Origin of the sequence: Rossellomorea marisflavi, assembly GCF_001274775.1 — a bacterium.
Lineage (GTDB): Bacteria > Bacillota > Bacilli > Bacillales > Bacillaceae_B > Rossellomorea > Rossellomorea marisflavi.
In genome coordinates, this window is record NZ_LGUE01000001.1 from 1,060,137 (window position 1) to 1,073,627 (window position 13,491).

10 protein-coding genes and 1 other annotated feature are annotated in these 13,491 nt (G+C 45.9%); of the genes, 2 read left to right on the top strand and 8 right to left on the bottom strand.

The annotated features are described in order from the left end of the window. Positions 1-4: 4 nt before the first annotated feature. Positions 5-754: an IclR family transcriptional regulator gene (locus tag AF331_RS05380; RefSeq protein ID WP_053427107.1), complete on the bottom strand. Its 750-nt coding sequence runs from the start codon at positions 752-754 to the stop codon at positions 5-7. Between the two features lie 219 nt (positions 755-973). Further along, positions 974-1,227: a binding site (T-box leader), on the top strand. A 66-nt stretch (positions 1,228-1,293) separates the two neighbouring features. On the opposite strand from AF331_RS05380, the gene lysS reads away from it, so the two are divergent. Next, entirely contained in the window at positions 1,294-2,829 is a 1,536-nt protein-coding gene (lysS, locus tag AF331_RS05385; RefSeq protein WP_053427108.1) for a lysine--tRNA ligase, read from the top strand. Between the two features lie 66 nt (positions 2,830-2,895). On the opposite strand, the gene AF331_RS05390 is transcribed toward lysS, so the two are convergent. The 7 genes from AF331_RS05390 to AF331_RS05420 all read right to left on the bottom strand — a co-directional run bounded on the left by AF331_RS05390 (position 2,896) and on the right by AF331_RS05420 (position 12,932). Continuing rightward, positions 2,896-4,374 (bottom strand): glycoside hydrolase family 32 protein, encoded by a 1,479-nt coding sequence (locus AF331_RS05390; RefSeq protein ID WP_053427109.1) that lies wholly within the window; start codon positions 4,372-4,374, stop codon positions 2,896-2,898. A 20-nt stretch (positions 4,375-4,394) separates the two neighbouring features. Then, entirely contained in the window at positions 4,395-6,008 is a 1,614-nt protein-coding gene (locus tag AF331_RS05395; protein ID WP_152915542.1) for an ABC transporter substrate-binding protein, read from the bottom strand. Positions 6,009-6,028: 20 nt separating this feature from the next. Next, entirely contained in the window at positions 6,029-6,907 is an 879-nt protein-coding gene (locus AF331_RS05400) for a carbohydrate ABC transporter permease (protein WP_053427111.1), read from the bottom strand. Positions 6,908-6,923: 16 nt separating this feature from the next. Continuing rightward, on the bottom strand, positions 6,924-7,889 hold the full coding sequence (locus tag AF331_RS05405) for an ABC transporter permease (RefSeq protein ID WP_053427112.1): 966 nt from the start codon (positions 7,887-7,889) through the stop codon (positions 6,924-6,926). 395 nt (positions 7,890-8,284) lie between these two features. Beyond that, a complete protein-coding gene (locus tag AF331_RS05410) occupies positions 8,285-9,613 on the bottom strand; it encodes an ABC transporter substrate-binding protein (RefSeq protein WP_053427113.1) in 1,329 nt (442 codons plus the stop codon). After that, positions 9,610-11,181, bottom strand: a complete 1,572-nt coding sequence (locus AF331_RS05415; protein ID WP_053427114.1) for a response regulator transcription factor — start codon at positions 11,179-11,181, stop codon at positions 9,610-9,612. The genes AF331_RS05410 and AF331_RS05415 overlap by 4 nt, the downstream gene beginning before the upstream one ends. Then, entirely contained in the window at positions 11,178-12,932 is a 1,755-nt protein-coding gene (locus AF331_RS05420; RefSeq protein ID WP_053427115.1) for a cache domain-containing sensor histidine kinase, read from the bottom strand. The genes AF331_RS05415 and AF331_RS05420 overlap by 4 nt, the downstream gene beginning before the upstream one ends. Positions 12,933-13,071: 139 nt before the next feature. Here AF331_RS05420 and AF331_RS05425 point away from each other — a divergent pair, with 139 nt between their 5' ends. Beyond that, entirely contained in the window at positions 13,072-13,461 is a 390-nt protein-coding gene (locus AF331_RS05425; protein ID WP_053427116.1) for a hypothetical protein, read from the top strand. The last annotated feature ends 30 nt before the right edge of the window (positions 13,462-13,491 follow it).

Below are 13,491 nucleotides of genomic sequence, written 5' to 3' on the forward strand. Positions count from 1 at the left end.
TTTCCTATTGAATGAATCCGGTTTTCTGTGAGATCGCTTGTGAGGTGCTAAGTAAATCCCTGATTACTTCAGTACCCCGAATGGTCATCCTTTCTTTCGGGCCGGCCACACTGATGGCTGCGATCACGTCCCTTCTGGCGTCGAAGATCGGCGCTGCCACACAATAGAGTCCTTCTTCATTTTCCTCATCATCAATACTGTATCCCTGTTCCCTGAATGTTTCCAATTGGGACCTAAGCTCCTTCCGATCTGTCACGGTTCTAGGTGTGATCTGCTTCAGGGTCATCCCGTCCAATAAACGTTCCCTTTCCTCTTCCGGCATGAAAGCGAGAAAGGCTTTTCCCAAACCTGTACAGTAAAGGGGCTTGACATGACCAGGTTCAGCAGTCGTCCGGATGGAGCGATTGCTCAGGATTTTTGCTATGTATACGAGCTCATTACCTGAAAGGACAGACATGAAGACGGTTTCATTCATACGTTCCATCAGCACATTCAGATACGGGAGGGATATCTGATGGATGTCCAGGCTTTCCATCGCTACAGTACCCAGATTGATCAGTTTTGCTCCCAGGCGATATTTTTTCAACTCATCCTGATACAGGTATCCTTCTTGGGTAAGGGTCTTGATGAGATTAAATGTGCTGCTCTGGGGGAGCCCAAGTTTAAGACTTACCTCATTGATCGTTAAACCGCGTGGGAAATGAGATAGGATCTCCATAATATCCAGCGCCCTCTTTGCCGACTTAACAGACATATCTATCACCTCTTAATCACATATGTGATTTAAAATTCTATTTGTGATTTTTGTTGCCTTAACCATAGCATTTGAGAGCGCTTTCGTCAACAAAAAATCTGAAAATTCCACTTGCATTCAGCTAATCATTGGATGAAATCGTCACACCATGGACCTTCCTGTGAAAAAATTTCAACGCACCTTGTCATATCAGGAATATTCTGTTATCATCAATTCAATCAAAAAGCGATGATGAGACGAGTAGCTAGGGTTAAAACAGTAAAGAGACCTCCGGTAGCTGAAAAGGGGGCTGTAGAATCCTATTGAAAAAAACCTCTGAGCTCCACAAGGAATTGAGTTCTCAAGGATGATGTGGCGGATTCCACCGTTAAAAGGATAGGGTATCGCATAAAGCCGTACCTGATAAGGCCGTACAGGTGACTGTAACGGTAAACTGAGGTGGTACCGCGGATGTGTAAGCTTCCGCCCTCAAGATTTCGATCTTGGGGGTGGGAGCTTTTTTGTTGAAAACCAGTTCTTAGATAAAGGAGGATTTCATCATGCACTGGGCTTATGAAATAGCCAAAAGGATCATCCTTACTGATCCTGATCTTGAAACCTATACACTCGCTTCCGGCATCAGCCCATCAGGCACCGTTCATATGGGGAATTTCAGGGAAGTAGTAACAACTCATTTTGTGGCACAAGCGTTGAAGGCTATGGGGAAAAACGTCCGTTTCATCTTCTCTTGGGATGATTATGATCGGTTGAGGAAGATCCCCTCCAACATTGATGTTGCCTTTTCTGAACACTTAGGAAAGCCATACTCTGAAGTGCCTAATCCATTTGGAGAGGGAACATGGGCGGCTCATTTCGAGAACGAATTTGAAACATCCCTCAAAACGTTCAACATACACCCTGAGTTTGTTTATCAACATAAGGAATATTCGTCCGGGAGATACCTTCCCTCGATTGTACGTGCATTGAGAAAACGGAAGGAAATCTACGACATTCTTATGGAGTTCAAGACGAATGGATCATCGGAGGATGAGCGCGATGCCTTTTACCCTGCGACGGTTTATTGCAAAGTGTGCAGAAAGGATGACGTTCATATTGAGTCATTCTCTGAGGAAACTTTAACTCTTACGTATCAATGCGGATGCGGAGTGAAAGAAACGGAAACACTTGATTCAGTTTTTCTTAAATTGAATTGGAAAGTGGATTGGGCCATGAGATGGTCTGTTGAAGGCGTGAAGTTTGAGCCTGGCGGTAGGGATCACTCCTCTGAAAACGGCAGCTTTGCGGTCTCGAAGGTGATTGCCGACAGAATCTTTGATTACAGGGCTCCCCTCTATACCTCATACGAGTTCATCAGCCAGAAGGGATCACACAAGAAAATGTCCAGTTCTTCAGGATCGGTCTTAAAGGCTGAAGATCTATTAGATGTATATCCCCCGGAAGTCGTTCTGTTCCTGTTCGCCCGTCACCGGCCGGAATCTGCTTTTCATATAGGGTTGGATGATGATGTGATCAAGAACCACTCCGAGTTTGAGAGAGCTCTCTCCGCCTATCAGGATGGGTCGCTGAATGATCCTGTCATGGAGCAAGTAATGGACCTTGTCGCCTCTGATATTACGAGTCCAAAGGTCCCATTCAATCAAATCGCAGGCCTGCTCCCGTTGATATCCTTCCGTACCGATCTGCTTGCCTCCATATTGAGCGATCAGGGAATGACGGTCCAAACTGAAGAGCTTGAAGAGATCAGCGCAAGGGTAAAGCACTGGATCCAGAAATGGAATCCAGAGAAGGAATTCAAGGTGAATGACGACAGGCAGATGGATTACTTCCTTTCGCTCCCTGATGATACCAAAAGGCAAGTCCACCTATTCCGAGCATCCATCGCTGCGGGAGCCGACCCCATGCATTCTGTTTATGAAATCTGTCGTCAGGAAGATAAAAAGAAGATGAAATCAGCACAAAAAGCCCTGTTCCAAACCATCTACATGCTCATCCTTGGAAAGAAAAACGGCCCCAGGCTTCCCCTCCTCCTTTCGGCTGTGGGAAAAGACCGGTTCATGGCATTGCTAGCATTTTGATTGCAAAAAGACTGCAGGAGGAGCACCTGCAGTCTTTTATTTGTTTACGGTAATAAAAACACTCTCTTAAGACCAAATAGACCGGAGTTGAGAAACCTTCCATTCTTTTAGTACAACATTTCCCGTCAAGGTCTTAAATTCAAAATCTATACTTTCACCTTCCGGGAATATGAGACTGGTCATCGCCAGTTCACCGCCTGTACTGAACACTTCGATTGATGAAGTATCAATATAAAGATGGAAACCGCCCCGTTCCCCTTCTGCATATTCAGCAGATTGAACAGCCGGGAACGACGCTGAAAATGCATGGATCCCTGAACGGCGCCTATCCAAGGTGATGGTCCCTTCACCAACCCGACAAGTGAAGAGTGACACTTCTTCCCTTCCATGACGAATTGTCAGGGCCCAGACCGAATTTGTATCCGCCTCCGTTTCAAAATGGAGATGAGCAAGATTTGTCTGCATCCGTTCTTGATAAGTTTCCCCTTCATGTAGTGAATATGGCGTCATCTTCTCTTTTCCGGCTCCTGAGAGTACATCCAGTTCACGCACGGGATGCTGAACGAGTCGATATCCAGAATCCTCCTTCTTCAAACCAAGCTCCCTTGGCAACGTCATGGCGCTCCTCCATCCATCCGTTGGGACTTCGTTTGCATAACGCCAATTGCTCATCCATCCGATATAGATCCTCCTCTCATCCTGCAGATCGGACCAGCTCACCCCTGCATAATTATCCCTGCCATGATCCAGCCATAAAATGAGATCGGCTGGATTTTCATTGATGAATGTCTTCCCATCAAAATCCCCTATGAAGTACTGGGTCCTAGAACCTTCAATGGTATCTGGATGATCTCCTATGCTTACGAGCATGACCCATCGTTCTTTTCCATCACATTCAAGAGGGAACAGGTCAGGGCATTCCCACACCCCTGCATGCGATCCTTCTTCATGACCGAATGTGCTTGCATACGTCCACTGCAACAGATCAGGAGAATGATAGATGGTGATGGATTGACCGGTTGCCAGGACCATCACCCATTGTCCTGATTCCCCATGCCAGAACACTTTCGGGTCGCGGTAATCTGGTTCGGATGCATTTTCCAGAACAGGGTTCCCTTCATATTTTGACCAACTCCGTCCTTTATCTACACTATAGGCGACACTTTGCCGCTGCCTGACGTCTCCCGAGATAGGGTCGGTATCGTGATTGGTATAGATCGCGACAAGCCCCGGCTTACCATCTTTGAAAAAGCCAGAGGTATTGTGCCAATCCACCACCGCACTTCCGGAAAAGATCGTCCCGAGTTCGTCAGGATAAAGGGCGATGGGAAGCTCCTCCCAATGGACCAAGTCCTTACTGACTGCATGCCCCCAGTGCATCGAGCCCCATGTGTTTCCGTCGGGATGATATTGAAAGAACAAGTGATACTCTCCTTCGAAATACACCATTCCATTCGGATCATTCATCCACTTTTCTCTAGGTGAAAAGTGGAATTGAGGACGGAATTTTTCAGTATAGACTTCCTTTTCAGTCTGATTTGTCATCTTTATGATTCTCCTTTATCTTATTCCTGATTTCGATCATACCCTGCCTGCTTGATTTCCAACCACTCTTGGAGTCCAAGCCGGTCCAATTCCTTCAGGTACGCTTCCCACTCCTTATCAATCTTGCCGTTTGTAATCCATTCGGCTTTTTTACGGTTGATATAAGCAAAAAGATCTGTTTCAATCTTGGATAACTTATCGAGGTCCTCCAAGGAGAAGAATACTTTAGGGTAGATATTTTCTGCCTTCATATGAGGGACCATTACATCCTTCATGAGCCCCAGTCTCCATGCAGCATCATCCGGTTTGGTGGTCACAGGTCCGTAATACTCATCCAATATGGCAAGAGGACCACCGATGGATGTTTTCTCACGGAGCTCAACAGGGGCCGTTCCTTCCAAAGGAAGGTGTTTCAATGCTTGATCGGCTTCATTGAATTCAAAAATATTCTGCTGTTTTTCATCACCATACGTTCCCCAATTATCCTGTACGGACTGGAGAGGGTCATACAACTGATCGATCCATTTTGCTGTAAGCTCCAGATTTTTGTTAGCCGATGTGATGACCATTTTATTCCGGTCGAATCCCATATTATTTGTTCTCGTCACGTTTTTCTCCCCATCTGGCCCTTCTAGTGGAGGCAGCAGGTCATACGTATCGTTCATCCCGGTGATATTGGCCTTATCCCAGGTGAAGTACATACCATAACGCCCTTCTTTTCCTTTTGAAAGATAGGTATTCCAGTCTTGTTCAAATGCTTCTACATCCATCAGTCCTTCTTTGTAAAGTTCATTCAAATAGCGGATGGCCACCTTATAGCCGTCTTCAGAAGCCGTCATTTTGATTTCACCATCGTCGGTCACCACAGTATGGTCCCCGTTCTCCCCTAGACCGAATGCACCGAAAAGATGTGATACATCTTCCCCTCCATGGTTGATGATGAACGACATCGGAATTTCATCTGCTTTTCCATTCCCATTTGGATCCTGCGTTTTAAACGCTTTCAAAACATCTTTCAGCTCTTCTGTATTTGTCGGCATATCGAGCCCCAACTTATCCAGCCACTCTACATTGATCCAAGGAAAATCATCGACAGAGTGGATGCTTTCTTTTCCTGCACCAAGCTCCTCTATCCATGGGAATGAATAGATATGTCCATCCGGAGCCGTCATCATTGCTTTATACTCAGGGGCATCCTCAAGGACCTTTCTCAAGTTTGGCATATGCTTTTCAATCAGGTCTTCCACCGGGACAATCGCTCCGTCTTTTGCCAGCTTCAAGATTTCATAATCCCCGTATCCTGTGTTCATGATGGCGTCGGGCAAATCACCGCTTGCGACAGCAAGATTCCGTTTCTCATCGAAGGTTTCCCCTGCCGTATAATTGGTCCAATCGATTTCCACGCCTGTTTGCTTCTGCAGCCTCTTCAGGATCAGTTTTTCATTTGGGTCATTCGGTGCAAGTGGTGAACTGGAGGTCATGATTTTCAGACTGACGTCTTCTTTCAAAGGAAATTTGACATCCTTAAGCTCGTAATCTTCGGAAGATGCACTCTTACTGTTGTTGCTACACCCGGCAGTAACAAGGATCCCTGTCAACACTGCAGCTGACATTGTTTTTGACCATTTCTTCATTTTACTTTTCCCCCTTGAGATTATTTGAGTGAACCGACCATTACACCCTTTTCAAAGTACTTTTGGAAGAATGGATACATGATGATGAGTGGTAGACTCGCCAGTACAATGGATGAATATTTAATCATTTCTGAAATCCTCTGTAGCTCTGCGGCCGCCTGCTGATCCCCGATCATTCCAGGCTGTACTTCATTTTGTATAAGGATTGAGCGCAGGACGAGCTGTAGTGGATAAAGGTCCCTGTCTTCAAGATAGATCATGGCATCGAAATAGGAATTCCACTGGCCGATGAACGCATACAGTGCAATGACAAAAATGATCGGTTTTGATAGCGGAAATACAATTTTCAGGAAGATTTTGAATTCAGAAGCTCCGTCGATCCTCGCCGCTTCCTTCAGTTCATTGGGTATTGATTTGAAATAGGTTCTCGATAGAATGATGAACCATACATTGATGGCGTTCGGGATGATGATCGCCCAAACGGTATTCAGCATGCCGAGGTTCTTGATCACAAGGTAGGTCGGAATCAGTCCACCATTGAAGAACATCGTAATCAAGAAGAAGATCATGATGAATCGCTTACCGACCAATTCATCTGATGATAGAGAATAGCCTGCGAGAATGCAGACCGTCACTGTCACCAAGGTAAAACCCGCTGAATATAGCATGGAGTTTATGAATCCCCTCACAATGGACCCATCTTCGAAAATCTTCCGATATCCCTCAAGTGTCCAATCAGAAGAATCCAAGGACAATCCCTTACTTAGTAACACATTCGGTTCCAACAGGGAGGCCAGGAGCACATAGAGTAATGGAAACAGTACCACGACGACGATGCCGCATAACAGGATCTTATTGGTAAATAGAATGAATCGATCTGATTTTGAATAGTTGTTCATCTCAATGCTCCCCTTTCTAAAGAAGTCCTTCTCCCTCATTCAACTTCTTGACCACCCCGTTGACGAAGACCAGTAGGATGACGTTTACCAGCGCGTTGAATAATCCAACAGCCGTTGCAAAGGAATAATCCCCAGCCTGTAGTCCCCGCTTATACACATAGGTTGAAATGATTTCTGAAGAAGGGATATTCATAGACGTCTGCAGTAAGTATGCTTTCTCAAATCCGATGGCCATGATCCCGCCTGCAGCCAGAATGAACAGGACGGCCATTACCGGTTTTAGTGTTGGTAAATCGATATGCCAGATCCTCTGCAGAAGGGATGCTCCATCGACTGTTGCAGCATCATGGAGCTGCGGATCCACATTGGCCAGTGCAGCCACATAGATAATCGACGCCCATCCCGCACCTTGCCATACACCTGACCATATATAGATGCTACGGAACGCATCGGGGTCTGACATGAATGAGACGGGCTTATCTGTGAAGAAGGAAAGCATGGCGTTGATCGGGCCCGTTGGAGAAAGGAAAAGGAATACCATCCCTGAAATGACCACCACCGAAATGAAGTGGGGTGCATATAGAACAAGCTGGATATTCTTCTTCACACCCGCCCTCCTGATCTGGTTAAGCATCAAGGCAAGGATGATCGGAATCGGAAAGCCGATCAACAGTTCAAACGAACTCAGTTTGATCGTATTAAGAAGGATCTCCATGAAATTCGGGGAAGAAAGAAAGCTTGTAAAATGCTTCAACCCCACCCATTCACTCCCCATGATCCCACGGATCGGGCTGAAGTCCTTAAAAGCGATGGATGCACCGTACATCGGTACGTACTTGAATACAATGGTTAACAAAATGGCCGGTGCCAATAACCAATAAAGAAGATGGTTTCTCTTAATGGAAGACCACTTGACCTTCAAGCGGCTTTGCGGCTTTGCTGACACGGCAGGTTCGGTACCTGCCTTAGCTATTTCCTGCACATCGTTTCCCCCTTTTTCTCTATAATGTAAGCGATATCACCCTCTACAAATCTCACTTTAAAGGATACTCCACCTAAAAACGTCCACTATTTTCGGCTGATACATTACAACATTTTCGGGTGTAAAGAAAAGTGGAGGCGGGTTGGGCTGACCCGACAAGCATAAGACGAGTCACCCGGAAAGGCGTTCTGTGCCTTTTTGGGTGACTTTGACTTATGACCTCGAGCCTCAAGCACCCGGAGCTGGACAAAGAAAAGCGAAGCCAATGCACCATCAAGTCTTCCTTCGCCTTGAAGGTGCCTCCTTTGCCTTATGAGCTCATACCGAAAGCCCTGGACAAATAAAAAAAGAGACCATCCAGGTCCCTTCCCTCTATAGCTATCATCTTTCTTCCATCATTCTCCCATATCCTTGATTCCATCTTCGATCTTCTTCACGGCTTCATCGGCCGCGGTACCAACATCTTTGTTGGCGATTCCTATATCTTCATATAAGATACGTATGGCCTCACTCACGACTGGATAGGCGGATGTAACGGGCCTGTTCCTAGAGTACTCCTGGGCCTGATGGACAAATATATTCTTAGGGTAGTCCTTCAATTCAGGAAAGCTTTGGGTAACGGAGTACCTTGCCGGCACATCCCCGGTAATCTCAATATAGCGTCTAGAACCCTCATAGCTCGTGGCATAGCGGATAAATTCCCAAGCTTCTTCGGGATGTGCTGCCTTCGAGGAGAGACCGAGGGCCCATCCACCATTTGGAACAACCCGCTGAACTCCTTTTGGTAAGGAAGTTATGCCATATTCTTTTCCAAGCCTGAACTGAGGATCATCCTGTTCATAGCTTTCCGTCATCCATGATCCTTGTACAATCATTCCCAATAGATCGTTTTGAAAAGCATCCGGGGGCATCTCAACTTGGGCTATCCCCTGACTCTGGTACATATCCTGAAAGAACTGGAGTGCCTTCAGGCTTTCCGGTGAATTCAGGTACCCTTCCGCTGTGCGATTATGAGGATCCATGATTTCTCCGCCGAATTGCCAAATAAGCGGCATCTTGTAGTATGCGGGGGATTCTCCTTCGGTAAATCCTTGAGCTGGATCGATTCCAATGATTTCATCTGATAGAGCTGAAATCCGACTTGCCGCTTCGACTACCTCATCCCATGTCATGGGATCATCCGGGTCCTTCGAAGGAAGCGGAACGCCTGCTTTTTCAAATAGTCGGATATTGTAAAACAAACCAACGCTGGACTCCGCGATGGGAGATAAATAAATATCCCCCTTATACTTCAATCCTTTTAGAGTGGGCTCCGCCAGATCTTCTATCTGCCCCTCCCTTCTCATATAATCATCGATTGATGATAGGGCACCAGCACTGGCATACAAGGCAAGCGTAGGGGTATCAATTGTCATGATATCAGGTGGATTGCCTGCAGCGATGGCAGTGCGAAGCTTCAGTTCGTAATCCTCATAAGTGATCTGAGTCATCTTCACCTCAATGGTGGGATGCTCTTCGTTAAATGTCTTGACCAGTTCTTCGTACGCCTGATTTTCAAGAGCCGTACCCTTATTCCTCCAGAAGTTCAGGATGATTTCAGGTGTATGCTTGGGGGCGGTTGCCACTTCTTTTGCTCCCTCATTGAAAATCGGTTCGATGGAAAAGTAGCCCGCTGCCCCTAGGGCAAGGATGAGTCCCAACAGGATCGGAAGCTTCCATTTCACTTCTCTCCTCCTCCTTCAGTGCTCAATCCTTTTCTGTAATCGATCGGTTTCACACCGAATTTCTTTTTAAACACCGTACTGAAATAACCTGAACTTGAAAATCCACATATATGGGCAATATCAATCACTTTCAGACCGGTATCACTAAGAAGTTCCTTCGCTTTTTTCATGCGCAGTGAAATCAGATAGTCCGTAAAATTCTGCCCAACCTGTGCCTTAAAGAGTTCCGATAAATAGGCCGCATTGATATGGAATTGACCTGCCAATGTTGCAAGGGACATCTCGGTGGCATAATGGATGTCCATATATGCTTTGACTTGTGAGACGACCTCTTCTCCATTTGCAGGCGCCTTGAGCTTGCTGGCCATTTTTATAATACGCCGGGATAGCTCAATCAACTGATGGGTCACTTCCTGATAAGAGGTCAGCTCCCATATGCTTTTCTGGCATTTCCAGATCTCATCTCCCACCTCTGTCCTTTTGGGATCATACTTCCCGGCAAGAATAGTGAGATGCAGGAGGATCCTATTCGCTGTGAGTGTAAAATCCATCATCGAGGACTGTCTTTCAAGCAGATTTGTAATGAACGATTGCAGGAGATTTTCATTTCCCTGTTCAATATAAGCATTCAGCACTTTTACAGCCTCATCGGGAAAATCGGGGTCATTCTCCCTCATGTTATCATCGATCATTTGAGACTCTATGTTGATCGAGCTTTGCCCCCATGCCAGAATGGAAGTTTCATAACCGGATTTAAGGGCCATCGTCCCCCTCACAGGCTTCCCAAGTCCTATCACTGATTCGAGTCCAAGGAAATTCTTTGCTGCCCGTTGCACTTCTGTTGCCAGCCCATTCACATCATTGATCCTGCTTATGTAATGAACCATGTGAGGATAACTTGCGTCCACAAACGAAATGGCCCTCTCCCCGGCAAGTTCCCGACAGATCATCCGGAAAGGCAGGAAAAGTGCCCTGAGGTCGGACCTGGACATGCTTCCCCTGATCTCAATTGATAGAAACCTCACCTCTTCGCTGCAAAATGTATCCAAACCCAGGTACATCAACTTCTCTTCACTGATGGAAAAGCCTGCCCATTCATTCCTCACAAGTTGAAGGAGATATTGCTCTCTTATCTCGGCAAGTTGATCTTCCATCATTTTTTTTGCTCGATCTGATTGGTATTCTTCAGCCCTTTCACTGTCCAATTCGTTTTTAATATCCTTCAGCGCTGAAGATAATTCCTCTGGATCCACAGGCTTCAGCAAATAGCGTTTCACTCCCTCATGCATGGATGCCCTTACATATTCAAAGTCAGCGTACCCTGAGAGGATGATGGTCTTGACCTTCGGATGGCTGGTGGACATTTCTTTCACCAGCTCAATGCCGTCCATGATCGGCATCCTAACATCCGTCAGGACGATATCTGGTTTTTTTTCTTCCAGGATTCGAAGGGCCTCCTTTCCGTTTGACGCCTCCCCTACAACCGTGAATCCTTCCTTTTCCCAATCGAGCTTCCATAGAAGTCCCTTTCGAACCTGCGCTTCATCATCCGTGATCAAGACTTTCATGTTTCCTCCTCCTTCTCCATCCCGATTCTAAGGGTGATCCGGGTCCCCTCGGGATTCTTCCTTTCAATCGAATAGGAAAAACGGTTCCCGTAGGATAGCTTCAATCTTCCAAGTACATTCTTCAGCCCTATGCTCTGACCCCTGCTGTCAAGAACGGCATGTTCATTCCGATCAAGCTTTGCAAGTTCCTTGATGACAGCGTCTGGAATGCCAATCCCATTATCTTCAACGACCAGCACGGCCTCATCTCCTATTTTCCGCGTGAAGATGGCGATAGAAGCCACATCATTTTGTACAAAGCTATACTTAACTGCATTCTCCACAAGAGGTTGCAGGATGAACTTGATGATGGCTATTTTATCGAGTGCCGGATCCTCTTCGATCTCAATTTTCAGTGCTTCCTCATGGCGAAGTTTTAATACTTCCATGTAGCGGCGCATATAGTTCAACTCTTCCCCTATTGTGACCACATCCCTCTCTGTATCAAGGGAATAAGAGAGCATCCGCCCCAAATGGACGGTCACATCGATGACTTTACGATTTTCCCCTTGTGCCGATAAACCACCGATTACTTCAAGTGTATTGTTTAAGAAATGCGGATTGATTTGCAGCAGCAGTGCTTTATATTCAGCGTCCTTCCTCCGGATCTTTTCCTGATACTCTGTTTTGATCAATTTCTCCAATGTCTTGGTCGTATCCTTGAATGCTTTTACGGCATAACCGATTTCATCATTCCTCGTCTGAATGGAGGGGAAACCTTTTTCTGCCTCTGAGAATTTTCCTTTTTCAACAAGCTTCATCGAATCAGTCAATTTCCTCAGGGGCTTGACGATATTAGAAGACAGAATGAAAGAGACCAATATGGTCAGCAAAAAGATCCAGGCGCTGATCAATAGCAGATTTCTTTGAAGAGTGTGGACAGGAGCGTAGAGATCGGATTTTTTGATTTCACTCATCAGAATCCAATCCCCAACCCCCATTTTTTGATAAAAAACCAAATGCTCATTTCCACCTTGGTTCACGTCCACCACACCTGTCCTGGAAGTATGATGTTTCATATCATTCAAGCTCTTTTTCACGATGCCGGATGAAATAGCCGGAGGCCCGCCCAACACGTCCCTTCCTTTAGAATCCAGCAACGATACACGCCCCTCTTCACCGAGCTTTACTTTTTCAAGGGCATCTTCGAGTTGGACGGTAGGGAAATTCACTTTGATGACACCGGAGAGGTCCATGGTATTTAAATCGAAAAGGGGTAGAAGGTAGCTGTTGACTTTCTCTTCACTCCACTCCTGGTGTGACCTCATCCACCGTTGATCATAGGTATAGAATTCCTTGAACCATACAATCTCCCTCAAAGGAGGAAGTGTTTGTGAAGTACCTGTCCCATCATTTAAATAGACAGATACAGACATTGATTTTGAATTATTCACCATCATCGAGGACAGTTCTGTTTTCAGCTGATTCTTCATGTAGAGAAGATCTGAGTCGGACAGCCCGTTCTCCTCTGATCGCACCCACTCCTGTGTAGCTGGATTCACCAGAACCTGTTTACCAAGGTCTTCAACCTGAGACGTCAGCGAATCGGAATATTGAGAAAATTGATCCATCATCTCTACCGTTGATTCGGTCGTTTTCTTTTCCATGATGGTACCGAACCACTCAGGTACCAGAAGGGACAGGGTAAGGAAAGGAATGGTCAGGACAAGTGTAAAGATCAGTAATAGTCGAATTCTGAGTGATATGTACATGGCCGCTCCCTTTCAACGTTTCTGTCTTCTAAATGTATCATAGATCAATAAATTCCAGTAGATACATTTATAAGGCGCGTTCTACCTCCGTGCTTCCATACATAGGATGGGATAATTGATTTTACGGGGAGGGAAAGGGATGAAAGGCAGCGTCATGGCAATGGAAATCGGAGACGTTTTTTATGAAGGCGGCTACACAGGCACCGTGGTGGGATATTGTTACGAGATGTCTCAAGTGGGAGACCAACTATTATACATGATTCTAAACAATGGCCGGCTGCATATTAATGTAACTTCCAGTGAATCAAATGGGGTGCCCCGTTTCTATCAAACCCGATTTGATCTGCATGATAGAGTACATCTCCATATGGCCGGAATGCTTAGGACAGCTCTCATTAAAGGAATAGCACTAACCTGGCATGACAACGTCACAAAGGTTACCTATCATGTAGAAGACGGAAATGGAACCCTCCATACCCATATTCCAGAGGAGGATCTCCTGAAATGGCACACACATCACCCGATATAAAAAAGAAGCCCCCATTTAGAGGAGCTTCCG

What these genes read in the sequence shown, in the direction of transcription:
- AF331_RS05380 (WP_053427107.1), bottom strand. Translation starts at nt 754, where the DNA reads ATGTCTGTTAAGTCGGCAAAGAGGGCGCTGGATATTATGGAGATCCTA.
- lysS (WP_053427108.1), top strand. Translation starts at nt 1,294, where the DNA reads ATGCACTGGGCTTATGAAATAGCCAAAAGGATCATCCTTACTGATCCT.
- AF331_RS05390 (WP_053427109.1), bottom strand. Translation starts at nt 4,374, where the DNA reads ATGACAAATCAGACTGAAAAGGAAGTCTATACTGAAAAATTCCGTCCT.
- AF331_RS05395 (WP_152915542.1), bottom strand. Translation starts at nt 6,008, where the DNA reads ATGAAGAAATGGTCAAAAACAATGTCAGCTGCAGTGTTGACAGGGATC.
- AF331_RS05400 (WP_053427111.1), bottom strand. Translation starts at nt 6,907, where the DNA reads ATGAACAACTATTCAAAATCAGATCGATTCATTCTATTTACCAATAAG.
- AF331_RS05415 (WP_053427114.1), bottom strand. Translation starts at nt 11,181, where the DNA reads ATGAAAGTCTTGATCACGGATGATGAAGCGCAGGTTCGAAAGGGACTT.
- AF331_RS05420 (WP_053427115.1), bottom strand. Translation starts at nt 12,932, where the DNA reads ATGTACATATCACTCAGAATTCGACTATTACTGATCTTTACACTTGTC.
- AF331_RS05425 (WP_053427116.1), top strand. Translation starts at nt 13,072, where the DNA reads ATGAAAGGCAGCGTCATGGCAATGGAAATCGGAGACGTTTTTTATGAA.